The sequence below is a fragment of the Pseudomonas sp. BNK-7 genome (assembly GCF_048072025.1).
Classification (GTDB): domain Bacteria; phylum Pseudomonadota; class Gammaproteobacteria; order Pseudomonadales; family Pseudomonadaceae; genus Aquipseudomonas; species Aquipseudomonas danubii.
The window spans coordinates 5,582,344-5,606,173 of sequence record NZ_CP182252.1; the positions used below are offsets into that span (position 1 = coordinate 5,582,344).

General features: G+C 62.4%; 24 protein-coding genes. 10 read left to right on the forward strand and 14 right to left on the reverse strand.

Annotated features, from left to right (window positions below):
- The first annotated feature begins 5 nt into the window (after positions 1-5).
- Both ACMGF8_RS25160 and ACMGF8_RS25165 read left to right on the forward strand, forming a co-directional pair.
- Positions 6-821, forward strand: a complete 816-nt coding sequence (locus tag ACMGF8_RS25160) for a gamma-carboxygeranoyl-CoA hydratase (protein WP_416757598.1) — start codon at positions 6-8, stop codon at positions 819-821.
- The gene (locus tag ACMGF8_RS25165) at positions 821-2,767 is read left to right on the forward strand and encodes an acetyl/propionyl/methylcrotonyl-CoA carboxylase subunit alpha (RefSeq protein WP_416757600.1); all 1,947 of its coding nucleotides are present in this window, start codon (positions 821-823) and stop codon (positions 2,765-2,767) included. The genes ACMGF8_RS25160 and ACMGF8_RS25165 overlap by 1 nt, the downstream gene beginning before the upstream one ends.
- Positions 2,768-2,821: 54 nt before the next feature.
- Here ACMGF8_RS25165 and ACMGF8_RS25170 read toward each other — a convergent pair whose 3' ends face one another.
- Positions 2,822-3,487 (reverse strand): LexA family protein, encoded by a 666-nt coding sequence (locus ACMGF8_RS25170; RefSeq protein WP_102881807.1) that lies wholly within the window; start codon positions 3,485-3,487, stop codon positions 2,822-2,824.
- 133 nt (positions 3,488-3,620) lie between these two features.
- On the opposite strand from ACMGF8_RS25170, the gene ACMGF8_RS25175 reads away from it, so the two are divergent.
- The gene (locus ACMGF8_RS25175) at positions 3,621-3,968 is read left to right on the forward strand and encodes a DUF6124 family protein (protein WP_102864688.1); all 348 of its coding nucleotides are present in this window, start codon (positions 3,621-3,623) and stop codon (positions 3,966-3,968) included.
- Between the two features lie 472 nt (positions 3,969-4,440).
- Positions 4,441-5,595, forward strand: coding sequence for a M14 family metallopeptidase (locus tag ACMGF8_RS25180; RefSeq protein ID WP_102864687.1), 1,155 nt, complete (start codon positions 4,441-4,443; stop codon positions 5,593-5,595).
- A gap of 36 nt (positions 5,596-5,631) precedes the next feature.
- Here ACMGF8_RS25180 and ACMGF8_RS25185 read toward each other — a convergent pair whose 3' ends face one another.
- Positions 5,632-6,087 carry a winged helix-turn-helix transcriptional regulator gene (locus ACMGF8_RS25185; RefSeq protein WP_102864686.1) on the reverse strand — a complete coding sequence of 152 codons (456 nt, stop codon included), beginning with the start codon at positions 6,085-6,087 and terminating at the stop codon, positions 5,632-5,634.
- Between the two features lie 103 nt (positions 6,088-6,190).
- Here ACMGF8_RS25185 and ACMGF8_RS25190 point away from each other — a divergent pair, with 103 nt between their 5' ends.
- Entirely contained in the window at positions 6,191-7,411 is a 1,221-nt protein-coding gene (locus tag ACMGF8_RS25190) for an MFS transporter (RefSeq protein WP_207166237.1), read from the forward strand.
- Between the two features lie 29 nt (positions 7,412-7,440).
- On the opposite strand, the gene ACMGF8_RS25195 is transcribed toward ACMGF8_RS25190, so the two are convergent.
- Positions 7,441-7,980, reverse strand: a complete 540-nt coding sequence (locus tag ACMGF8_RS25195; RefSeq protein ID WP_102864684.1) for a cytochrome b — start codon at positions 7,978-7,980, stop codon at positions 7,441-7,443.
- A complete protein-coding gene (locus ACMGF8_RS25200; RefSeq protein WP_115580512.1) occupies positions 7,977-9,062 on the reverse strand; it encodes a catalase family peroxidase in 1,086 nt (361 codons plus the stop codon). The genes ACMGF8_RS25195 and ACMGF8_RS25200 overlap by 4 nt, the downstream gene beginning before the upstream one ends.
- A 168-nt stretch (positions 9,063-9,230) precedes the next feature.
- Here ACMGF8_RS25200 and ACMGF8_RS25205 point away from each other — a divergent pair, with 168 nt between their 5' ends.
- On the forward strand, positions 9,231-9,737 hold the full coding sequence (locus ACMGF8_RS25205) for an RNA polymerase sigma factor (protein ID WP_102864682.1): 507 nt from the start codon (positions 9,231-9,233) through the stop codon (positions 9,735-9,737).
- On the forward strand, positions 9,734-10,459 hold the full coding sequence (locus tag ACMGF8_RS25210; protein ID WP_221811532.1) for an anti-sigma factor family protein: 726 nt from the start codon (positions 9,734-9,736) through the stop codon (positions 10,457-10,459). The genes ACMGF8_RS25205 and ACMGF8_RS25210 overlap by 4 nt, the downstream gene beginning before the upstream one ends.
- 4 nt (positions 10,460-10,463) lie before the next feature.
- Here the strand turns inward: ACMGF8_RS25210 and ACMGF8_RS25215 are convergent, their stop codons facing one another.
- The 7 genes from ACMGF8_RS25215 to ACMGF8_RS25245 form a co-directional block, all read right to left on the reverse strand.
- Positions 10,464-11,453, reverse strand: a complete 990-nt coding sequence (locus ACMGF8_RS25215) for a spore coat U domain-containing protein (protein ID WP_115580514.1) — start codon at positions 11,451-11,453, stop codon at positions 10,464-10,466.
- 32 nt (positions 11,454-11,485) lie between these two features.
- Positions 11,486-13,843 (reverse strand): fimbria/pilus outer membrane usher protein, encoded by a 2,358-nt coding sequence (locus ACMGF8_RS25220; protein ID WP_416757606.1) that lies wholly within the window; start codon positions 13,841-13,843, stop codon positions 11,486-11,488.
- Positions 13,844-13,961: 118 nt separating this feature from the next.
- Positions 13,962-14,753 carry a molecular chaperone gene (locus tag ACMGF8_RS25225; RefSeq protein WP_102864678.1) on the reverse strand — a complete coding sequence of 264 codons (792 nt, stop codon included), beginning with the start codon at positions 14,751-14,753 and terminating at the stop codon, positions 13,962-13,964.
- Positions 14,754-14,799: 46 nt separating this feature from the next.
- Complete coding sequence (locus ACMGF8_RS25230; protein ID WP_102864677.1) at positions 14,800-15,300, reverse strand: spore coat U domain-containing protein; 501 nt, start codon at positions 15,298-15,300, stop codon at positions 14,800-14,802.
- A gap of 4 nt (positions 15,301-15,304) precedes the next feature.
- Positions 15,305-15,841 (reverse strand): spore coat U domain-containing protein, encoded by a 537-nt coding sequence (locus tag ACMGF8_RS25235; protein WP_102864676.1) that lies wholly within the window; start codon positions 15,839-15,841, stop codon positions 15,305-15,307.
- A gap of 20 nt (positions 15,842-15,861) precedes the next feature.
- On the reverse strand, positions 15,862-16,401 hold the full coding sequence (locus ACMGF8_RS25240; protein ID WP_339069945.1) for a spore coat U domain-containing protein: 540 nt from the start codon (positions 16,399-16,401) through the stop codon (positions 15,862-15,864).
- Between the two features lie 104 nt (positions 16,402-16,505).
- Positions 16,506-17,006 carry a spore coat U domain-containing protein gene (locus ACMGF8_RS25245; protein WP_102864675.1) on the reverse strand — a complete coding sequence of 167 codons (501 nt, stop codon included), beginning with the start codon at positions 17,004-17,006 and terminating at the stop codon, positions 16,506-16,508.
- Between the two features lie 237 nt (positions 17,007-17,243).
- On the opposite strand from ACMGF8_RS25245, the gene zapE reads away from it, so the two are divergent.
- Both zapE and ACMGF8_RS25255 read left to right on the forward strand, forming a co-directional pair.
- Positions 17,244-18,362 carry a cell division protein ZapE gene (gene zapE, locus ACMGF8_RS25250; protein WP_416757610.1) on the forward strand — a complete coding sequence of 373 codons (1,119 nt, stop codon included), beginning with the start codon at positions 17,244-17,246 and terminating at the stop codon, positions 18,360-18,362.
- Positions 18,355-18,984, forward strand: a complete 630-nt coding sequence (locus ACMGF8_RS25255; RefSeq protein ID WP_416757612.1) for a hypothetical protein — start codon at positions 18,355-18,357, stop codon at positions 18,982-18,984. Before zapE ends, ACMGF8_RS25255 begins: the two co-directional genes overlap by 8 nt.
- Positions 18,985-19,195: 211 nt before the next feature.
- Here ACMGF8_RS25255 and ACMGF8_RS25260 read toward each other — a convergent pair whose 3' ends face one another.
- The gene (locus ACMGF8_RS25260; RefSeq protein ID WP_416757614.1) at positions 19,196-20,212 is read right to left on the reverse strand and encodes an ABC transporter substrate-binding protein; all 1,017 of its coding nucleotides are present in this window, start codon (positions 20,210-20,212) and stop codon (positions 19,196-19,198) included.
- A 172-nt stretch (positions 20,213-20,384) separates the two neighbouring features.
- Between ACMGF8_RS25260 and ACMGF8_RS25265 the strand changes: the two genes are divergently transcribed.
- The gene (locus tag ACMGF8_RS25265) at positions 20,385-21,926 is read left to right on the forward strand and encodes a PucR family transcriptional regulator (RefSeq protein WP_416757616.1); all 1,542 of its coding nucleotides are present in this window, start codon (positions 20,385-20,387) and stop codon (positions 21,924-21,926) included.
- Here the strand turns inward: ACMGF8_RS25265 and ACMGF8_RS25270 are convergent.
- Together ACMGF8_RS25270 and ACMGF8_RS25275 are read right to left on the reverse strand one after the other, a co-directional pair.
- Positions 21,916-22,260: a cupin domain-containing protein gene (locus ACMGF8_RS25270; RefSeq protein WP_102864672.1), complete on the reverse strand. Its 345-nt coding sequence runs from the start codon at positions 22,258-22,260 to the stop codon at positions 21,916-21,918. The genes ACMGF8_RS25265 and ACMGF8_RS25270 overlap by 11 nt on opposite strands.
- 15 nt (positions 22,261-22,275) lie before the next feature.
- Positions 22,276-23,661 (reverse strand): NAD(P)/FAD-dependent oxidoreductase, encoded by a 1,386-nt coding sequence (locus tag ACMGF8_RS25275; protein WP_416757618.1) that lies wholly within the window; start codon positions 23,659-23,661, stop codon positions 22,276-22,278.
- Positions 23,662-23,830 lie beyond the last annotated feature (169 nt).

Sequence of the window (23,830 nt, forward strand, 5' to 3'; positions counted from 1 at the left end):
AGAACATGAGCGACTTCAATACCCTGGAACTGCTGCGTGACCCTCGTGGCTTCGCCACCCTGTGGCTCAGCCGCGAAACCAAGAACAACGCCTTCAACGCCGAGATGATCCGCGAGCTGATCCTGGCCCTGGATCAGGTGCAGAGCGACCCGAGCCTGCGCTTCCTGCTGCTGCGCGGACGCGGCAAGCACTTCAGTGCCGGCGCCGACCTGGCCTGGATGCAGCAGTCCGCCGAACTCGACTACCAGACCAACCTCGACGACGCCCGGGAACTGGCGGAGTTGATGTACAACCTGGCCAAGCTGAAGATCCCGACCCTGGCCGTGGTGCAAGGCGCAGCGTTTGGTGGCGCCCTGGGCCTGATCAGTTGCTGCGACATGGCAATCGGTACCGACGATGCGCAGTTCTGCTTGTCGGAAGTCCGCATTGGCCTGGCGCCAGCGGTCATCAGTCCCTTTGTGGTCCAGGCCATTGGCGAGCGCGCCACCCGACGTTACGCCCTCACCGCCGAGCGCTTTGGCGGCCAACGGGCACGGGAAATCGGCTTGCTGGCGGAGAGTTACCCGGCTGCCGAGCTGGAACAGCAAGTCACCCAATGGATCGACAATCTGCTGCTCAACAGCCCCCAAGCCATGCGTGCCAGCAAGGACCTGCTGCGAGAAGTGGGCAATGGCGCCCTCACCACAGCCCTGCGTCGCTACTGCGAAAATGCCATCGCGCGGATTCGGGTCAGCGCCGAAGGCCAGGAAGGCCTGCGGGCCTTCCTGGAAAAACGCCCGCCCAGTTGGCAGTCCGAGCCCACGACCAAGGAGTCCCGCTGATGAGCGCCCCCGTTCTAGACACTTTACTGGTGGCCAACCGTGGCGAGATCGCCTGCCGCGTGATGCGCACCGCCAAGGCCTTGGGCCTGACCACCGTGGCCGTGCACAGCGCCACCGACCGCAATGCCCGGCACAGCCGCGAGGCAGATATCCGCGTCGACCTGGGGGGCAGCAAGGCCGCCGACAGTTACTTGCAGATCGACAAGCTGATCGCTGCGGCCAAGGCCAGCGGCGCCCAGGCCATCCACCCCGGTTACGGCTTTCTCTCGGAAAACGCCGGTTTTGCCCGAGCCATCGAAGCGGCGGGCCTGATCTTTCTCGGCCCGCCCGCCTCGGCCATTGACGCCATGGGCAGCAAGTCGGCGGCCAAGGCACTGATGGAAACCGCCGGCGTACCTCTGGTGCCGGGTTATCACGGCGAAGCCCAGGACCTGGAAACCTTCCGCAGTGCCGCCGAGCGCATCGGCTACCCGGTGCTGCTCAAGGCCACCGCTGGCGGCGGCGGCAAGGGCATGAAAGTGGTCGAGGACGTCAGCCAGTTGGCCGAAGCCCTGGCCTCGGCCCAGCGTGAAGCCCAATCATCCTTTGGCGATTCGCGGATGCTGGTGGAAAAGTACCTGCTCAAGCCCCGCCACGTGGAGATCCAGGTGTTCGCCGACCAACACGGCAACTGCCTGTACCTCAACGAGCGCGACTGCTCGATCCAGCGGCGTCACCAGAAAGTGGTCGAAGAAGCCCCCGCTCCCGGCCTCAGCCCCGAGTTGCGCAAGGCCATGGGCGAAGCCGCCGTGCGCGCGGCCCAGGCCATCGGCTACGTCGGCGCCGGCACCGTGGAGTTTCTCCTGGATGCTCGCGGCGAATTCTTCTTCATGGAAATGAATACCCGGCTGCAGGTGGAACACCCGGTTACCGAAGCCATTACCGGCCTCGATCTGGTGGCCTGGCAAATACGCGTGGCCCAGGGTGAAGCCCTGCCCATCAGCCAGGAACAGGTCCCGCTGCTGGGGCACGCCATTGAAGTGCGCTTGTATGCCGAAGACCCGGGCAACGACTTCCTTCCCGCGACCGGGCGCCTGGAGTTGTATCGCGAATCCGCCGCTGGCCCGGGCCGTCGGGTCGACAGCGGGGTCGAGGAAGGCGATAGCGTGTCGCCCTTCTACGATCCGATGCTGGGCAAGCTGATCGCCTGGGGCGAAAACCGCGAGCAGGCTCGTCTGCGCCTGTTGAGCATGCTGGACGAGTTCGCCATCGGTGGCCTGAAAACCAACCTGGCGTTCCTGCGGCGCATCATTGCCCATCCAGCGTTCGCCGAGGCGCAACTGGATACCGGATTTATCCCACGCTATCAGGAACAATTACTGCCAGCGCCCTGCGAACTCGGCGCGGACTTCTGGCAAGCGGCCGCACAGGCATTCACACAAAGCCAGCCGGAACGGGTGCGTAGCGACGACCTGCAGTCCCCATGGTCGGCAGTCAATGGCTGGCGCAGCGCGTTACCGGCCCAGACCAGCCTGCACCTGAGCTGTGCCGGACAGGATCAGGCCATCAGCCTGGGCGCTCGCTCGCCAGCCTTCCAGTTGCAAGGTGAACACCTGTGGGTAGAGCAACAAGGGTTGCGTCGTGAACATCGCGCCATTCGCCGTGGTGACACTCTGTACCTGCACTGGCAGGGCGAGATGCACAGCGTCACGGCTTACGATCCGATTGCTGCAGCCGATGCCAGTCACAGTCACCAGGGCGGACTTACTGCGCCCATGAACGGCAGCATCGTGCGGGTGCTGGTCAGCGCCGGGCAAAGCGTCGAAGCCGGCGCGCAACTGGTGGTGCTGGAGGCGATGAAGATGGAACACAGCATCCGCGCGCCCCAGGCAGGTGTCATCAAGGCACTGTATTGCCAGGAAGGCGAAATGGTTAGTGAAGGCAGTGCGTTGGTAGAGTTGGAGTAAACCCACCAATAAGAAAGCCCCTTCCTAGCTGTAGGAAGGGGCCTTTCAAGCAAGTTAAAACTTCGCAGTAGCTTGTACGACTACACCAATAACCCGGCACTCGTCGCTGTAGAGCATCTTCGGATAGGTGGGATTGAGGGGAACCAGATAATGCTGACTGCCCTCTTTCACCCACTTACGAAAGATCGCCTCGGCATTACCGGGACACTGTACGACCACCAACTTCCCAGGTTCGGCGGTAATAGCCGGGTCCACCAGAATCAGCATGTCCTGACTGATGCTCAAGCCGCTGGGCGCAATCATTGCGTCACCGACTACCACCAGCCAAAACGCCGCGCCTTGAGCCTGATAATCGGAAAGCTCATAGCGCTCCGGTACATAGGCTGACTTGCCATCTTCACGAACTTCCCCAGCAGCTCGCCAATCGCTCACCGGATAACGGAAGTACGGATTGTACTTGTGCAACAGTGAAGGCTCGTTCACCAGGGGTTCGCCATCGTCACCGAGCATGGGTTTCTCGCGGACCACCAGGGCAACTTCCAGAAAGCCCATGCCGATCTCTTCAAGCACCCGATTCATGTCTTCGATCTTTGGCTGACGGCGTTTGCTCAACCAATGACCGATACCACCCTGAGACATGCCCAGACGCTCGGCGAGTTTTTCCTGTGTGACCTTGCGGCCTTTCATGTTGGCTTTGACCAACTCGATCCATTTGTCCATGGACTGAACAATACGTTGTGTATTTCCGGCCTCAACACACAACTTGTAGTATTTGAAATCTCGTCACAATTACAATACGTATTAATCTAGTTCATACCCCTCTTTCCTTTTCTCAAACAGGACGGAACACTTTATGAACGCAAGCAGCAAGGACGTGCCGGAGCTCGATACAGAGACCACATTGAATTCACTCAAGGGCAGCCACGCAGCACGACGGGCGATGGACTACTACTTGAAGCCCGCGCTGACCGGATCGGACAAGGAAGAGAAGTTTTTCGAGGTCAGGCGCAACCTCAGCAGCGAGGAAGCCATGATCCACGCATCCGATCTGCTGCGCTGTGCAGCAGCCACCGCCTATGACGCGGCCGACAATCTGCGGGGGGCCAAGCGTGACCTGGCTTTTTCCGTGGTGCACATGATCGACCTGGCCAAAGCCCTGGTGGACAAGTCCCTGGAAAGTCAGCGCTTTGAGTCCAGCTGAGGCGCCGGCAAGGAAAAAACAGCGGAAACAGGAGAAATGGAAAAATATTTTCCGAAGGGCAGGGAAAAACATTTGACTTGCAAATGATAATGATTATTATTGCAAGCAACTGGTCGCGAGATCAGTCGATAGCCCAAAGGACCTTAGGTCGGACCTTTGGATTATCTCCTCATCAGGCTAATCACGGTTTTTGACCCGGCTTTTTGCCGGGTCTTTTTTTTGCCAGTTTTCTGGCTTGGCTTCAGGCTAATGAAGACGTGGATGCAGCTAAAATAATGGCGGCGATGATAGCAAAAGAATGTCCTTTTGCAAGATAGCAGCCGTGCTAAATGGCCTGGAAAGACAAAAGTAGCGCTTGAGAATCAATCGCATAGCCACTAAGCTGCTTCTGCGTCAAGGACGACGCCCCCCTTCTATTACCCCCCTCAGTGTGTAGAGTAGCGGTCATAACAATCCTATACAGGGACCGACCATGACCGTGGGTAATCACACTTCGTTTCAAATTACTGCCGACTTCGACAGCGGCAATATCAACGTGCTGGACATCAGCAATCCGCTGCAGGCACTGCTGGCCATCCGCCCGGATACCCAGAGTCCGCACTTCCAGTGGTTTCACTTCAAGGTCAGTGGCCTGCATGTCGGCCAGGAACATTGGTTCCGCCTGACCAACGCCAGCCAGTCCTCCTACAACAAAGCCTGGACCGGCTACCAGGCCGTCGCTTCCTATGACCATGTGAACTGGTTTCGCGTACCGACGATCTTCGAAGGTGACGCCCTGCGTTTCAATCTGGAGGCCACCCAGACTCACGCCTGGTTCGCCTACTTCGAGCCCTACAGTCGCGGGCGCCACGACTGGCTGATCGATCAAGCCCTGAGCAAGGCCGACACCGAACTGCTGGCAGTGGGCAAAAGCGTCGAAGGCCGGGATATCCAGCTTCTGCGCAAGGGCAGCGGCAAGGAAGGACAGCGCAAGATCTGGATCATTGCCCAACAGCATCCCGGCGAGCACATGGCCGAATGGTTCATGGAAGGCGTGATCGAACGCCTGCAGCACCGGGATGACCCGGAGCTCAACTCGCTGCTGGCAAAGGCCGATCTGTACCTGGTGCCCAACATGAACCCGGACGGCGCGTTCCACGGCCACCTGCGCACCAACGCCAAGGGCCAGGACCTGAATCGCGCCTGGCAGAACGCCAGCCAGGAACTGAGCCCGGAAGTGCTGTTCGTCCAGCAGCAGATGGAAAAGTACGGCGTCGACCTGTTTCTTGATGTGCACGGCGATGAAGAAATTCCTCACGTCTTCACCGCCGGCTGCGAGGGCAACCCAGGCTACACGCCACGCCTGGCGCGACTCGAAGAGCATTTTCGCAGCCACTTGAAGCGCCAGACCCGAGACTTCCAGACTACCCACGGCTACGCCCGGGACAATCCCGGAGAGGCCAACATGACCCTGGCCTGCAATGCCGTCGGGGAGAAATACGACTGCCTGGCGCTGACCCTGGAGATGCCTTTCAAGGACCACGACGATAACCCCAACCCCGTCACCGGCTGGTCCGGCAAGCGCTCCATGCAGCTGGGCAAGGATGTCATGAGCACCCTTGCCGACCTAGTGGACCACCTGCGCTGAACCCGACTGGCGACTGCGCGAGCATTTGCGCAGTCGTCACTCATCGGCGCCAGCCGGCACCCGTCGGCAATCCTCCGGCCCCAGCAAGCGCCCATCCGCCGCACGCAGTTCCAGCGCACGTAACGGTTGCCCGGTTTCCCGGTCGACCATTCGCGAATGCGCCTCGCCCTCCTCGTAGAAAAACGCCTCGCCCCATTGGCGCAAGCCGATGATCAGGGGAAACAGCCCCTTGCCCTTTGGCGTCAGCACGTACTCCTGGTAGGCACTGCCATCAGAGGCCGGCACCACTTCAAAAACCCCGTGTTCCACCAGGGTGCGCAAACGTGCGGCAAGAATGTTCTTGGCCATGCCAAGGTTGCGCTGGAACTCGCCAAAGCGACGGATGCCGTCAAAGGCATCCCGCACAATCAGCAACGACCACCAATCACCGATGGCATCCAGTGAGCGGGCCACCGGGCACTCGGCATCTTGCAGGCTGGTGCGTTTAACCATGCTGGGCAGTCTCCGTTCGGGCCACAGAAAAGTGGTTGCAATATAAAACCACGACCTCTACCGTACAACTGGTTTTATAACGAAACCAGATACGGAGCCCGACATGTCACGCGATCCTTCCCCTCCTGCCCCCTCGATTCTTTCACCACGGGTGGTGCTGCTGTTCGCCATCGCCTGTGGCCTGGCGGTGGGCAACGTTTACTACGCCCAGCCGCTTCTGGACGCCATGGCCCGAACCTTCGACCTGCCGCCGGCCACGGTGGGCATCATCATCACCCTGACCCAGGTGGGCTACGGCCTGGGGCTGCTGTTGCTGGTGCCTTTGGGCGACCTGCTCAACCGCCGGCGACTGATCGTCACCCAGACTCTGCTTTCAGTGCTGGCCTTGCTAATGGTGGCCCTGGCCCCCAACAGCGCCTGGCTGCTATTGGGCATGGCCGGCACCGGCCTGCTGGCGGTGGTGACCCAGGTTCTGGTGGCCTATGCCGCGAACCTGGCACCCACAGCCCAGCGTGGACGGGTGGTCGGCATGGTGACCAGCGGCATCGTGGTGGGCATTCTGCTGGCCCGCACCGTGGCCGGAACCATGGCCGATCTGGCCGGCTGGCGTTCGGTCTATCTGTTGTCGGCCGGCTTGACCCTGCTGGTGGCCCTGACCCTGTGGAGAGTGCTGCCCAGAGTTGAACAGCCACCCGCAGTGCAACGCTACGGGCAATTGCTCGGCTCGCTGCTGCAACTGTTCAGGGAAGAAAAAGTGCTGCGCGACCGTGCAGTGCTGGCGATGTTGATCTTCGCCGCGGGCACCGTCTTGTGGACCCCGCTGGTACTGCCTCTGAGCGCCCCGCCGCTGTCGCTGTCTCACACCGAAATCGGCCTGTTCGGCCTGGCCGGGGCCGCCGGCGCCCTGGGCGCGGCACGGGCCGGGCGCTGGGCGGATCGCGGCCTGGCACAGTGGACCAGCGGCCTGGCCCTGGCGTTGATGTTGCTGTCCTGGCTGCCCATTGCCTTTACCCAATCGTCCCTGTGGGCACTGCTACTGGGAGTCATCACCTTCGACCTGGGCTTGCAGGCCGTCCACGTCACCAGCCAGAGCCTGATCTACAGCGTGCGCCCGCAAGCCCAGAGCCGCTTGGCCGCCGGTTACATGCTGTTCTACTCCCTGGGCAGCGCCGGCGGCTCGATTGCCGCCACCGCCACCTACGCCTGGGCCGGCTGGATCGGGGTCTGCCTGTTGGGAGCCGCTATCAACAGCCTGGCACTGGTCTATTGGCTGTGGAGCCTGAACCCCGGGAAAGCTCGGACCGAGGCTCGCTGTGCCATTTGAACGACACAGCAGGCTTGCTCAAGGGGGACTCAAACCCGCCCCCGCAGCATGCTCTGCAATACCCCGTCTCGGCGGACCCAGCCATGGAACAGTGCCGCCGCCAGATGCAGCAACACCGTCAGGAACAGCAGATAAGCCAGGTAGCCATGGGCCTTGCGCAACAGAGCGAACACCTGGGCATTGGCCGGCAGGATCGCCGGCAACTGCAACGAACCGCTCAGCATCACCGGGTCCCCGGCCGCCGAAATCATGGCCCAGCCCAGTACCGGCAAGCCCAGCATCAGGGCGTACAGCAGCACATGGGAGGCTTTGGCCGCCAACACCTGCCAGCCCGGCAAGTCTGCCGGCAGCGGCGGTTGTCGAGTGGAAAAACGCACAAACAGGCGCACCGCCGCCAACAGCAGAATGGCGATGCCCAACGGCTTGTGCAGGTGGATCAGCCACTCATGACGGGCGGACACCGAGGTCACCATGCCGGCACCGATAAACAGCATGGCAATGATCATCAGCGCCATCAGCCAGTGCAGCAGGCGCGCCAGCGGGGCGAAGTGTTGAGGGTGGCTATTCATGGACGCGGTTCCTGGGCGGAGGGCAATTGACTGACTTCGCTGGTGCGACGCAGGTAGGAACTGGCGTAGGCAGCAGAGCGTGCTGCCAGCAGGGGATCATCGGAGGCCTGGATGCCATTGGGCAGAATCAGCGGGTCGTAATTGATGTCCCGGCACTGGCCACTGTTCTGCGGCTGGGTGCCTTGCAGCACCAGGGTCCCGGCATTGATCACCGGACGCTCTGCGGGCCAGGCCTTGCTGGCGTCATGGGTGGGGTCATCGGGCGCCGCCAGGGTGATCTGCAAACGCCAGCGCAACGGCCCTTGAGCCAGGCGCTGCGTCAGGTCTTGTTCCAGGTAGTCCGCGCCTTGCGGAGCACTGCCCGGGGCTGGCGCCTCACCGGTCTCGGGGACCACGCCCCAGCGCACCGCCTGGCGCTTGCCGCTGCCATCCACCAGGTAGAACGCGTTGATCCCGTTGTAGCTTTCACTGGCATAACTGGCTGAAGGCTTGGCGCTCTTGACCCATTGCAGAAAGGGCCCAGCCTCCGGGTGAGCGGCAAAGAACGCCGGCACCCTGGTCGGGTCCGGCTTGCCCGTGGCTGGATCAGGGGAACTGGCCTGCTGCAGTTGATAGAACGCCTCGGGAGTGCCCACCGGAAACACCGGCATGCTGTTCATTCCCGTGCGCCACTGCTGGCCGTTGGCCTGGAGGAAACGCAACGCGAGGCTGCGGATCGGCACGCTGCTGTCCGGCGCATAGGGGTTGCCGCTGGGCAGGGCAAAACGCCCCACCACCGGCGTTTGCGCCTCGCTGAACACCTGTGCCGTGGAGTAGGCCCGGGCCTCGCCACTGCTCTGGAAGTAACCGATGACACACACGCCCTTGGCGTGGTTGCGGCGAAACCCCGGATGCACGCCGTTATTGGTCTCCAGCACATCCACCAGGGCCTTGGGAGTCAGGCGTTGCGGGTCGAAGTTGCCGTGCACGTAGGCCAGCGCCGCGGCAGCGGCGGCCACCACCCAGGCAATGGCCCCCAGGCGCAAGGTCAGGCTGACAGCACTCAAGGGCGGACGATCGGGTGGCGAGGATGGGGCAACCATGGACATCTCCAGTACGCGGGGCCACAAGGGACCAGGACCAGTCAGACGCAGCCCGGTGCCGGTTATTCCACAGCCCGATATTTATTTGCGCGTCTGTGGAATAACCTGCGAGGCAGCGCGTCTTCCTAGTCCCAAGCCTAGTGACTGGCCCAGCACCTGCAGGACTTCATGAACGATTTCGACGAACAGCTACGCCTGCTGCTCCCCCGCCTCAGGCGCTTTGCCCTGTCCCTGACGCGCCAGCCCAGCAGCGCCGACGATCTGGTGCAGTCCTGCCTGGAGCGCGCCTTGTCGAGTCGGGCCCATAAACGCCCCGAAGGCGATCTGCGAGCCTGGCTGTTTTCCATCCTCTACCGGCAGTTTCTTGATGCCCACCGACGCTCCCGGCGTTACGCACGCATGCTCGAATTCTTTACCGGCCGTGACGACGCCCAGCCTTCGGTGGAGCGCACCGTAGTCGCCCAGTCGACCCTGGCCGCTTTCGACCGCCTGAACGCCGAGCAACGCGCCCTGCTGCTCTGGGTCTCGGTGGAGGGCTTGAGCTACAAGGAAGTGGCAGAGATCCTCCAGGTCCCCGTCGGCACCGTGATGTCGCGCCTGTCCAGGGCCCGCCAGGCGCTGCGCCAACTCAGCGACGGCGAAATCAGCAGCCCCTCTCTACGGATACTCAAATGATCAGCCTGCCCCCCAGCGACAGCGACCTGCACGCCTACGTCGATCACCAGCTCAGCGAAGCGGACCGCCGGGTGCTGGACAGTTACCTGGCCAACCATCCGCAGACGGCAGCTCAGGTCCAGGCCTGGCAGCAGGATGCCCAGCACCTGCGGGCCGCCCTCGGTGGCGCCCTGCTGCAAGCGCCCAACCCGGCGCTGGAGCCGACGCTGATCCGTACGCGCTACCAGCAGCGGGGCTTGCGGCGCTTGGCCAGTGCCGCGGCACTGCTCGTGGCGGTCGGGGTTGGCGGTCTGAGCGGCTGGCAGGCCCGGGAGCTGACCCTGGCCGGCAACAGCGTGCTGCCGATGACCGATGCCCTCCAGGCGTATCGCCTGTTCGCCGAGCAAGGCATCCTGCCGGCGGACTTCAAGGTCCAGGACAACGGTGCCATGCAAGCCTGGCTGGATCGCTACTTCACCCAGGCCAGCCCGCTGCCGGACCTGCACGACGCTGGCTTCAAAGCGGTCAGCGGGCGCCTGCTCAGTACCGAACAAGGGCCGGCGGCAATGGTTCTGTACCAGGATCGCGAGGGGCGCAAAGTCAGCTTCTACATCCGCCCGCCAGGACCGCAGAACACCCTGCTACCCCGTGGTAGCCGCCGTGACGGCCCGTTGCAGGCACAGTACTGGTCCGGCGGGGGCTACAACTACGCCATGGTCGGCCCGGTGGAAATACCCTTGTAGGCCTTCAGAACCCCACGTCCAGCACCACGTTGTCGATGTAGGTGCCCGCGGGCGGCGTGTTCTGGTCGGTGTAGATCCTGGCGTTGTAGTTGAAGATCTGGCTGCCGGTACCCAGGCCATTGCCCGGGTTCACTTCGGCATCGGTGCTGGAGCGTCGGGCACTGCCAACGCTGCCCCAACGGGTGTTGCCGGCACTTTTGAAAATGTCGTAGGCCAGGTAGTTGCTGCCGGAAATCATCCGCCGTCGCCCTCCCGCGCTCACGGGTTGCTGGCCGTCGCTCAAGCCCACGGTATAGGCACTGCCCTTGGTGCAGGACAGGTTGATGGTCTGCCCGGTGACCGTGGCGAAGGCACTGACCACCGGCGCGCTGCCGAAACTGATGTTCGGCGCGGTGATCACGCAATCGTTGGACACCGTCATGTTCACCGTGAGCGCCTGGGTGCCGCTGCCGATGTCCCGTCCCAGGCAGACCCCCAGTGCGCCGATCCCGGCGCAATAGTTCCAGCTCCAGAAGATGCTCAGGTTCTCGGTGTAGACACCTGCCGCTACGTTGCTGCCGGTGATGGTCCCCATGTAGATGGGCACGGTCTTGGCCACGGTGGGGCTGCCCAGCAAGCCCAGGAGGTCGATGATCGAGTTGCGCGCGAAGTCGAACTGCACGCCCCGAGTGATCGGATAGCTGGTGCTGTTGTTGGCGTACAGGGTGTAGCCGATGACATCGCCCGTGGGGCCGACCATGCCGCTGGTGCTGGACGTGATGGTGGCGTAGAAGTGGTCGTTGCTGGCCAGCAGGCTCAACAGCGAGCCAGTGCAGCTCAAGCCCGCATTGGTGGTGGAAGCCGGCTGCGAAGTGGTACGCACCAGGATCGAGCTGACAGTGCCGAACCCCGCCGGTGCGGTGCTGACAGCGTTGCACAGCGCCTGGGCCTGCAGCGTCAGCAGACTCGCCAGCAGCCCCACTATTGCCTGTCGCCATCCCTTGAACCTGTCCACCCTCAGCACTCCCTTGCCTCGTGACGCCACAACTACTGGCAGACCAGCGGGCCGATCAACGGCACCTGCTGCTGTTGCAGATCCATGTCGAACTGCGCACGGCAGCTCTGGCCATCAGCCAGGCTGACTTGCAGGCTGTTGTGTTGCGAAAGATTCTCCAGATACACCAGCCCATCCCAGCCGACCACCGCCCGAGCCCCACTCTGCTCATGGGTCACGGTGCTGCCCAGGGGCAGTTCCCGTTGCTGGGCGTCCACCAGCACCACGCTGGCGGCGATGATCCGGGTCAGTGGAAACTCCAGCAAATAGCCGCTGCCACGACGCACCGCCACTCGCTGCTCCACATTCGGCGTCTGGACGTTGGCCGGCAGGTTCAACGGATCGATCTCGTACTTGCCCCGGTAATAGGCACTGCTCCAGGGCACCAGCAAGTGTCCGCTCTTGTCAGTCTGCCCCACCAACTGGTTTTCATAGCGCACCGGGATATCCTGGTAACCATCGGTGCTGACCACCACGAAGGCATCGTCGATCTGGTTGGCAGCGAACACCTGGCGGTCCATCCACACCAGCGAGCCACTGGCATCGGCCCAGCGGGTCTCGGCATCGCGGGTGCCATAGACCCCCGCCTGCAGGCGCACCGACTGCAGGCGCCAGGTGACATCCGCCTGGCGATAGTCGGCGCCGCTGCCCGTGGCATAACCCAGGTTGTAGCCAACCCCGCCCTCCAGGGGCACCGAACGACTGAAATTGACCCGCTGGCGGTTTTCCCCCGTCTTGCTGCGTTCGTTGCTCAGGCTCAGGCTGCCGTGCAAGTCGAAGGGAATCACCAGCTGCGCCTGCATCGCCCACTGGCTATCGCCGATCTCCCGGTTGGCCGACAGGTAGAAGCTGCTGTTGTGCCACAGCGGCTTGCTCCAGGTCAGGTTCAACAACCGGGTGCGGCTCGAGTCGGCGGCCCGCACATCGAAATAGCCGGCCCCCAGGCTGCCGTAGCGATCCAGGTTGAGGCTCAGGGTCAGTTGCTCGCTGCGCTGGCTGAGGCTGATGTAGGGGCTGTCGACCACCGTCAGGTCGGCATACTGGTCACGACGTTGCATGCGCTGGTACGCCAGGCTGAAACGCTGGTTGTTGTACTGGTAGCCGAAGCTGAACTGCTGACCGCCGCTGCCGTCAAAACGGCTCTGGCTGAGCGCCGTGTTGAGCACGCCGAAGTTGCCCAGGCGCATATTGCCGCCCACCCCGCCCAGCGTCAGGGAGTCCGAGGCTTCGGCATGCGCTTCCAGGGTCAGGCTGTCGCTCAGGCCATGGCGCAGGCTGCCGGAGGTGGCACCCGGGCCGTAGCCAAAATCACGCAGGGTGTAGTCCCGGCGCAGGTTCCCTGCGGCCACCGAGAAATCCGTCAGCCCCTTCTGCAGCAGGCTGCTGGTAACGTAGAACGGCACCGTGGTCGACACTTGCCGCCCCAGGGCGTCCGTGGTCACCACCACTGCCTCCCCAGCCCCGTTGATAAAGGGAATGTTGGTCAGGGTGTAAGGCCCCGGTTGCACCTCGCTGCTGCTGGACTTGTAGCCATTGATGAACAGGTCCAGGGAGGATGGCACCGCCGCTTCACCGGCAAACTGCGGCAAGGGATAGGTCACCAGGTCCGGGCGCACGGCGAAATCCCGAGACAGCTGGACCCCACCCAGACGCACCGAACTGCTCCAGGGCAAGGCGCTGCTCACCACGTCACCCGCCTCATAGGTCAGCAGGCGTTCTTCATCGGAAAAACGCCAGGTGGTGTCATAACGCCGATACCCATTGTTCAACGAGCTGCTGGCAACGCCGGATAAGGTCCGCCGGTACTGCCCGGTATTGGACAAGGTGCCCCAGGTGTCGAACAGCCGCACTTCATTCCAGGCCGCCAGGTAGGTGCCGCCTTCATCGGTGTCATTGAGGTACAGATCGTAGTTGAGCAGCGCGCCGAAGCTGCTCAGGGCCGGTGTCCTTGGATAGGCCTGGCGACTGCCGATGAACTGCTCCGGCAGCCAATCCGGCGGCACATCAATCAGCAGGCGCTGGCCCTGACTGTCGTAATCGCTGTGCAGGCCCGGCAGGCTGTCCAGATCGACTTCGCTGCCCAGCCCCTCCGGCAGCTTGATGCCGGTTTCCTGCAGCGTCTGCACCGGCATGAACAATCGTCCGGCACGCTGCTCCACCGCCACCACCTTCCCTGTGTTCATCTGATTGATCACCAGTTCCAGAAACAACTGCGCATCGGCCAGCGACTCCAGGCTGCTGGGCGGTGGCGGCAGCTCGCCAGCTTGGCAAAAAGGCGCCAGCATCAGACCGCACAGGCCAGCCATCAGTCCTTTCCAGCAGCGCAAACAACGAGCAGCGTCCTGGCTCATGGCGGGTTCAAGTCCATTTATGGACATCTCCATCCCAAGGCGGATGCGTCACCGCGCTCGCATCCGTCCGTACCTCTTCCGAGCGCCACCTGGCAAGCGCTTGCATGACTGCAGTGGATCAGTGCGCAGGCGCCAGACTCTGCACCTGCGGCGCGCCATTGACCCGCAGTTGCAGGGTCGAATCCATTGTCAGGGGGGCCGTCACCGGCCAGCGCATGACCGCCCCGGGCAGCACGTAACCGAGCAAGCCCGGCGCCAGCGGCCGGGTCTGCCCGCCCTGCTTGAACGCCACATCGGTCAGGCGTGCGTGCACGGCCCCCTGGTTACGCAGCTCGAAAAACGTCTGGCCGTCCACCGCCACTTTGCGCCAGCTCAGGTCCGGTACACCGGCGCCCTTGGGATCGCGAGGGCGGGAAGTGTCTTCCTTGCTCCAGAGCCCGGCGCCATAGGCGAACAACGGCACCGAGTAACGCATCTGGAAGCGGATCGCCGCCGCACTCTTGGCCCCCTCTTCCGGGGTGATGGGCTTGGCCGAAGGAATCTCGTCGATGATGATCCGGTACGCCAGCTCCTGCCCCGGCGGCACCTCACGGGTTCGGGTCAGGCGCACCAGTTGCTTCTGCCCGGGTTCGATCTTCGCCACCGGCGGGCTGCCGATGACGTCGCGCTGGTTCTGGTACTGGTCGGCAAAACCGCTCTGGCTCCAGGCAAACACCCGGATCTGCAGGTTGGCGGTTTCAGTACCGCGGTTTTCCAGCCACAGTGCACTGGCTTGCTGATCCGCCTCCAGAACCGGATCGATCGGCCAGATCAGCACCGAGCTGGCGGCCTGGACCCTGGGCACGCCGGACAACACTCCGGCCAGTATCAGGTAACCGGTGGCCCAAAGGCCCCGCAAAGGTAAATGCATACTGCTACTCCTTGTCCGCCTGCCGACTGGTTGTCGACTCGCCCCATCACCACGACAGCTGCACCTGCAGCACATCGCTGTAAGTCCCCCCAGGCTGATTGCCCGGCAACTGCACCTGCCCGTAAATCGGCAGGCTGATGTTATTGGCATCGCTGTAAGCCACGGCCACGCTCTGGCCTATGCCCAGGCTCTGGCTGTACGCCGCATCGCGAAACAATTGATAGGCCACCCGGGCACTGCCGCTATTGAGCTGCATATGTCGCCCGCTGCTGTTGTACTGGCCGCCGTCCACGGTCATGTTCAGGGCCACTCCCGGTGTGCACTGCAATTGCACGCCCCCGATCAACGCCACTCGCACGGTGCTGGTGGACAGCGCCGACTGGCTGCCGAAGGACAGGCTGCCGTAGTTGCTGACACCGCCCACCACCAGACAACCGGCGGTGATGGTGGCACTGACCTGGAAGTTCTGGCTGGTGGCCGCCCAGATCCACGCCGGCCAGGCACTGGCGCAGATCAGGGCAAACAGCGCAAGACCTTGGCTGGCCATGGCATCAGAAGGTCAGCTGCACGGACACCGTATCGGTGTAGGTGCCGGCCGGCAGCCCGGCCTTGCCCACGGCCTGGCCATAGAGGTTCACGGTCTGCGCGACCCCGGTGCTCGGCGCCAGGTTGATCACCCCATTGATCGCCACGATCTGCGAGTGGCCGGAGTCGGTGTACAGGTCGTAGGGCACATAGTTGGCCACCCCGTCGTACAACGCCCGGGTGCCACCCGAGGACATACCGTCATTGTTGCCGCCCTGGATGGTCAGGCTGGGTGTGGTGCCGCTGGAGCAGAGAATCGACAAAGCCCCGCCACCGCCCCCCAGCACCTGGCCAGTGGCCGTCGTAAACAGGCTGTTGGTGGTGCCGAAGTTCAAGGCGCCGAAGTTCAGACCGGTGCTGCCGCCCACCCCGTTGACCTGGCAACTGCTGGTGAGGATCAGGGTCGAGCTGATCTGACCGGTGACCGTAGTGGCGGCGTTGGCCGTGGAAACCATGACCAGTCCCAACAAGGGCCAGCCAATCCTGGATACAAGCGCGTGCATGATGTGCGTCCTCTCGTGAGTTACCAATCCAGCGTGATGGTCAGGGTGTCGGTGTAGACCCCTGCCGGAACCGCGCGGGTATTCGCGACCACAGAGCCGAACACCGGAATGGGAATCCGCCTGCCGCTGCTCACTGCGAAATTGCGCTGCTGGCCGATGCTGTAGCTGTCGCTACCGGATGCATCGACAAACAATCGATAGGGAATGGTCTGGCGTCCGTTGCTCAAACGCCGGGTTGTACCGTCGCCGTTGAGGCCGCCATTGATGGTCACGGTGAAACCGGTGACCGAGGGATTGCAGGCCACCTGCAACTGGCCTTCGGCACTGTCGGTGAGGCTGGCCTTGATGGGGTTGACCCAGGTCGGCCCCTGCTGCCCGAAGTCGAGCATGCCCAGGTTGCTGATGGGGTTCGTGGAGGGCGCGCTGCCGCCACTGCTCACCTGACAACTGGCAGTGATCACCAGGCGCGCCTGGATCTGCCCGCTGATCGCCGCCTGGGTATCATCAACCAGCAGACACAGCGAGCCCAGGGCGACGATCGTCCAGGTCCTGCCTTTCATTGCACCCATCCCGGTTCCATCAGGACTCCCACGTGAGCCGTTCAACCTGAACGGCTGTCCCTGCTCTGCCCGGGTCCCCCGTGGCAGCTGTCATACCCCCGACCTCACCAGGTCAGGGTCACCTTCAATACATCGGAATAGCCCCCGGCCCGGGGAATCTCGGCCAGAGGTTCAATGCGCCCGTACAGGGGCAGATCCACAGTACCGGAGTCCGGCACCCGTCCACTGACCGGGACATTCACCGGCAACGCAATGCGCCGGGCCGAGTCCTGGTAGAGACGATAAGGAATGGGTTTGCCCAACGCACTGTTGCTGGCCAGGTAACGCACCTCGCCGACACCGCCATGCAGGCCGCCGTCGATGCGCATCTGATAAGGGGTATCGGGATTGCACTCCAGGCGTGGCAGACGACCACTGACCCATGCCGCAGCCAAAGGCCCCGCCGGATCGTTCAGGCGCGCAGTACTGCCAAAGTCCAAGGTACCGAGTTGCTCGACACCCGCCTCCCGCTGCTGACCCACCAACTGGCAGCCACGCTGCACATCGACCCGGACCTGCACCTGCAAATCCGCGGCCCCTGCCGTCGCGCTGAGCAACGCGCTCATGACTGCCAAACCCTTATATCCATTCAAGGCCTCAATCCTTATGAGGAGCATTCGCTGAAATCAGGTTAGCAACCGCGGGCGAAACTGCCAGTTAGCGTATTAATCGGCCTGCCCGGTGTGAATGACCGTCTATCGCCGCCATGCCTTTTCGAGATCACTGGCTGTTGGGTTTTCTATTGGTTAAATTGTCGCGCCGCTTTTAAGGTAGGCGGCCTGGAATCATCGGGGTAACCACCATTGGCCGCTTTACCGCCAACACCTGCACAGACTCAATCACCCTGGCGACGCCTGTTCGCCCGAGCCTTGCGCCGCCCGAACGGTGCCGGTGGCGTGATCCATGACTACTTTCGCCACAAGGCCCGGGACCTGGGATACACCCTCAGCCACAGCCAATTGCGGGTGATCGACTGCATGGCCCGGCAGGCCGAGGACCTGATGCAATCCCCCGGCAAGGCCCAGAGCCTGTACCTGTACGGCGCCGTCGGCCGGGGCAAGAGCTGGTTGCTGGACGGCTTCTTCCGCGCCTTGCCCATCGCCGAAAAACAGCGCCTGCACTTCCACGACTTCTTCGCCCGGTTGCACCAGGGCATGTTCCGCCATCAGCAGCAGGCCGACGCTCTGGAAACCACCCTGGATGAACTGCTCAACCAGTGCCGAGTGCTGTGCTTCGATGAGTTCCATGTCCATGACATTGGCGATGCGATGCTGATCACCCGGCTGTTCAAGGCCCTGTTCAACCGCGGCATCACGCTGTTACTGACCTCCAACTACGCCCCCGAGGGCCTGCTGCCCAACCCGCTGTACCACGCCCGCTTCAAGCCGGTGATCGAACTGATCAACGGGCGCATGCAGGTGATGGAGGTGGGAGGCCCCCACGACTACCGGAGCCAGGCCCGCTCCCACGATCAGCAGCTCTTCACCCAGGGTCACTATGTGTGGCCCGGCACCCCGGCCCAGCGCCAGGCCCTGGAACTGCCCGAGCGCCATGCCGCAGCGGCGCAACTGACAGTAGGCGCCCGGCAATTGACCGTGCGCCAGATCCAGCAGCGCAGCATCCGTTTTGAATTCAACGATGTGTGCGAACAGCCCACGGCCGTCATGGACTACCTGGAACTGAGTCGCCACTTCGACACCTGGATCATCGACGAACTGCCGGAGCTGGGAGAATGCTCGATCGCCGCCCAGCAACGCTTCATCAACCTGATCGACGTGCTCTACGACCAGGACAAACGCCTGCTGCTGATCGGCCAGCGCCCGCTGCACGAGTGTCTCGGCGGCCACGCCATCGACCTGGCGCGCACCCGCAGCCGCCTCGGGCAATTGCAGGTAATCGGTCCCGGGCCGGCCCATGGCTGAGCCAGCGCACACCTGCATGCACAGGCTGCCGCTGACTTTTTTCCAGCTGCTTGACCTGCACCTGAGCAACTTGACGCTCGAACATCCGTACCGGTTTGGCCTGCTGGCGTTCTCCCCCGCCGAATTCGCGGCAAAGGGCTACGAACTGATCGGCGACCCCACGGACTTTCACTTCTACGAAAAGAGCCACTCGACGGATTACCACCAGCGAACGCTGGAGGTAATTTTCAAGTGCTACTACTTCGGCCAGCAACGGGTTGACAGTGGCTTCAACCTGGTGCGCGGCGTCCGCCTTGCAACCTTGCTCAAGTACCTCAAAGGTTGGACCGAGCCGGGTCACAGCCTGGCCTTTTACTTCTCGCACGACAAGAAAGAAGGCGCAGTGATTCTGGATGACCGGCATGTGATGCGTTTCAACCAATGGAGCGCCAAAGGCGCCTATCTGATTGCCACCCTGGAAAGCGACTTTGACTCAAGCAACTCCTTGGGCAGGATGGCCACCGAGGCAGTCAAAAAGACCTTTGAACACCACAGCCTGGAGTGGATGCCAGGCGAGGTCCGGAACCTCAGGCACCCCGCCGCATTCCGCAGGTTGGCCAGAGCCATGCACGCTGGCCTGTAAATGCCGCGTGCTCTATCGAACGATCGTCAGCCTTTTGCAATTCCTCCAGGGTCACGGGCCGGCCCGGTGATCGGCGTTTGGCGTCAGCTCGCCCCTTCATGGGCAATTGATCGAGGAGCTGGAAGCATTCGGGGAAGCGTCGATGGATGTCGATCGAGTTGGCGTCTGGCAGGAACGGCGCACCGTTCCTGCCTGAACGATAAAACAAGCGCTATTTGGCGGCCCAGGCATTGAAGCGCTGGTGCAACTGCTCGCCATGGTCGGCCCAAAAGGTCGGATCCATTGCCACCTGCTGTTTCAGATCGGGCAGTACGCTGAGCCGTTGCTCGCTGAGCAAGGTATTGGCGCGCTGGTTTACCGGTGCATAGGCAATGTGCTGCGCGTAATTTTTTTGTTGCTCGGCTTCAAGGGTGTAGTTGATGAACTTGAGACTTTGCTCACGATTCTTCGCACCACGGGGTATGGCCCAGGCGTCCATGTCATACAGGCCGCCATTCCAGACGATGCGCAGGTTGCTCTGCCCCTGTACGGCGCTGATTCGGCCGCTGTAGGCGGAGCTCATGACCACGTCGCCAGAAGCCAGGTACTGAGGAGGTTGGGCTCCGGCTTCCCACCATTGGATGCTGGACTTGATTTCATCGAGTTTGCGGAATGCACGATCCTGTCCCGCCTCGGTGGCCAGCACCTTGTAGACCTCCTCTGGGGCTACGCCATCTGCCAGGAGCGCGAATTCCAGGGTGTACATCGGGCCCTTGCGCAGGCCGCGTTTACCGGGAAACTTCTGCACATCCCAGAAGTCTTTCCAACTGGTCGGGGCGCTGGTGAGCTTGTCGGCGTTGTAGGCCAGCACCGTAGACCAGACAAAGAAGCCTGCGCCGCAGTTTTGCAGTGCACCAGGAAGCAGGTCTTTCGCCAGGTTCGGGTCGACGCTGAATTCTTCCAGCAAGCCATCGTCACAGGCGCGAGCCAGCTCGGGCAGCTCCATTTCAACGACGTCCCAGGAGACACTGCCGGTGTCCACCATGACTTTGATCTTGGCCAGTTCGCCGTTGAACTCGCCAGCGATAATCCGCGTACCGTGTTCAGCCTGATAGGGCTTGTAGAACGCTGCAACCTGGGCGTCCTTGTTCGCTCCTCCGTGGGACACCACCGTGAGGTCGGCAAGGGCCGAAGTGGTCACGAAGGACAACGCCAGCAGCATCAATGGCAGAGTCGGTTTCTTAGTCATTATTTGCGTCTCCAGATGATTGAGGCCTAGGTCCAAAAAAGGATCTGCTGCTACCTGGACGAGTTTTAGTGTCGCCTGCCGCGTCGGCAATCGTACCAAGTTAGGATTCCGCGATTGGCCTTGGTACGTTCGTATGAGCGGGCTTTGCTGGTGGGTGTCGGGGTGGCATGCTGTGGCCCTTCAAGTCCCGGGCCTGATCGAACACGCCATGTCATTGACCGTCAGCGACATCATTCAGATTCCAGCATTGCGCACGCGCCTCATCGGAGGGGCTCAGGGGGTTGACCGACCGGTTCGCTGGGCACACGTCTGCGAGTTGGACGACCCGGCGCAATGGCTGGGGCCCGGGGAGCTGTTGATGAGCACCGGAATGGGCATCCCCGCAGGGCCGCAGGAACAGTGGCGTTATGTACACCGCTTGCAGGCGGCCGGACTCTCGGGGCTGATGATTGGCGAAAGCATGCAGGCACCGGAGGATCTTCAAGGCCTGCAGGACGCTGCCGATGCCTTGGGCTTCGCATTGCTGATGACCGAGTACGGTGTGCCGTTTTCCTCGGTGACCCGGGCCATTGTCGAGGCCACTCAACAGGAAGAAGTTGAGCGTCGGCAGGCCATCACTCGGCTCTACGAGAGTGCGCGCATGGGCATTCAGGGCTTGGGGCTCGAAGCGCTCTTGAACCGTCTGGAAAAAGACGTCAAAGCCAGCCTCAGGCTGCTCGATCCGCACACCCTGGAGCCCTATCTGGCAGGGCTTCCAGAAGTCGTTGCCGCACAACGCTCAGCGCTGCAGCAGCGCTTGAAGCCTTCGGGCAATGTGCCTGTGGTGCAACGCTGGCGCTCAGGTGACAACGATGTCCTGCTGATGTTGATGCCCAGTCGACGTCCTTGTGTCCTGGTGGCGCAGGGCGAGAACCTGCCGGACTATGGTTTGTTGCATCACATGGCGGCGGTTTTGGGTATCGAGCTGGAGCGACTGCAGGTCGAGCGGGAACGGCATCTGCGACTGACCTCGGAACTGCTTGATGATTTGTTCCAGCAACGCTTGTCGGCTCGTCAACTGACCGAGCGTCTGCGAGTGTTTGGCGCGTCGCCGGAGCATCTGCGCGTTGCGGTGATGCACAACGACGGTCGGGAACTGGACGAGCTGGACGACCTGTTGTCACGGACCGAGGCCAAGGTGCTGATGCGCGTGCAGGGTGACGAGCTGCTACTGCTGCTATGGGGGGAGCACAGCCCCCGGACCGTTCAGGTGCGCCTGCACAGGTGCCTGGGTCTGAGCAACCCACTGGGGCATGCCGAACGCGGCCTTGAGGCTTTGCGAGAGGCGCGTCTGGCCTTGGCGCATGCCAGCGCCGAGCAGCCCTTGGCATGCTACGAGCAGACCGAGACGATGGCTCCATGGCTGGCACAGAGCCTGGAGGGGGCGCACCAGACGTTTCAACGGGTACTGGGCAGTCTGCTGGAGTATGACCAACTGCAAGGCACGCAATTGCTGCGTACCTTGCAGGTATTCCTGCAGCAGAATCGCTCGTGGCTGATCGCCGCGAAGGTGTTGCATGTGCACAAGCAGACGCTGGTCTATCGCATTCGGCGCATCGAGGAAATTACCGGACGCTCTCTGGATCACACCGAGGACGTGGCGATTCTCTGGTTTGCCCTGCGCAGCGCCGAGGTCGCCGGGGTGCACGAGCGTATCGCTGCCTTCAAGGAATGATCACGAAGCTCTTTCTGACGGTTTCGCGGATGTCCCACTCGCCTTGGCAGTTTGCGGGAAAAAATACTGCATCGCCGGCGTGAATCTCTATCGCCGGGCCGTGGTCGGGTACAAAGAAGCCGTATCCGACTATGAAGTGACTGAACTCGCGCTCCAGTACCTGGCGGCGCCAGCGTCCAGGCGAGCATTCCCAGACCCCGGTCAGTAACGACGCGCCAGCATCCTCCATGCTTATGCGAGTCCTGGCCACCAACTCGCCGATGGGTTGTTTGACATCAACCGGCATTCCCAACGCCAGGCCTGAAGTGTTGCTGAAGATAATCGGGGCGCTCATGACGGCTCCTTTGATTCAAGGTTTTTTGTCTTCAAGGCCGGCGGGGGCCAGCTTGCTCAGCGAATGGGCCAGCCAGGATGGTGCACGACCCAATGCCTGCGCACGCTCCTTGCGCTTGACGGCATTGCGCACTAGCAGGCCGCCGCAGTAGCGCAAGGGTTCCGGTGGGAACCGGCGCACGGAGCGATTGACCAGGCCGCAGCGGCTCCATTGGTTGTCCAGGTCCAGAGCCAGACTGGCGAGAATCTGCCCCCCCAGATGGCTGGGTCCGACCCCATTGCCGCTCCAGCCCACGCCGTAGATGATCTGCGGCGCATCCTGCAGACGGCCGAACATGGGCAAGCTGTCATAGGTCCTGTCGATGGGACCCGACCAGCGATGTTCGATAGCCACGTCGGCAAGCTGCGGGTAGAGGCGCCGAAAGTCCTCTTCGACCTCGGCATGCAACTGTGGCAACTGGTCATAGCGAGTGCCGACCCGGCTGGCAAACGACATCAGGCCGGTGCCCTTGCCGAAGATGATTCGCCCGTCCTGGGTGGTGCGGTAATAGTCGACCATCTGTTGGGAGTCGGTAATGGCTTCGCCGCCGGTCCAGCCGATGGCCTGCAAGCGCTCGGGGATCGGCGCTGTGGCGATGATGGTGCTGCTGACCGGCAACACACTGCGGCGCAGTTGCGGTAACTCGGCAGACCAGGCATTGGTGGCCAGGACTACGCGTTGAGCTCGGAGCTGACCGTGGTCAGTGTGCAGGCACGTGGGTTGGCCGCGTTCCATTTGCCGAACCCGACTGTTTTCGAAAATGCGCACCCCCTGTTCCAGGGCCACTCGGCGCAGACCGCGTACCAGGCGAGCCGGATGCACTGTGGCATTGCCCGCCTCAAATACACCTTCCAAGTGCATGGGGGAACCGCAGCGGCGAGCGATCTCAGCGTCGCTCAGACTGCTGAACACATCCTCGCCCAATGTTGCACAGGTGTGCTGCACGCTTTGCCAGGCGCCACGTTGGGCCTCGGTTGAGGCCGTCCATAACCAGCCTGACCGCACGAAGTGCGCATCAATGGCATGTTGCTCGCAGAATATTTCAATTTCTTCAATGGCCTGCGCGGAAGCTCGAGCCAGCTTCAGTGCCTCTGCTGCGCCGCACAGCGCAGTCAGGGAGCTGATCTTGGGCCACCATGACATGACGAAGCCACCATTGCGCCCTGAGGCACCTGCGCCGCAGATGTCCTGCTCGAGGATGGCTAAGGTTTTTTCGGGAGCCAGTTGGCGAATGCGCAAGGCTGTCCATAACCCGACAAAGCCTCCGCCGATGATGGCGATGTCCACATTGCAGTGGCCTTCCAGCGCAGGCGCTGGGCTGAGCTCATCCGCTAATTCTTGTAGCCAGAGAGATCGTTGCATCGTTGATCCTGCCGATGTTTATCGAGCATTCACAGTGACGGCGAGCTGGGCTGGCGGGCAATTGAGCGAAGTACAGAAAATCCGGGCAGGACTTGTTCGAAGGTATGAAGCGTCAGCATTGCAAGCTGAAGCGGGCGACCCCAGTTCTTGATGCTGTCGGTGCTCGACA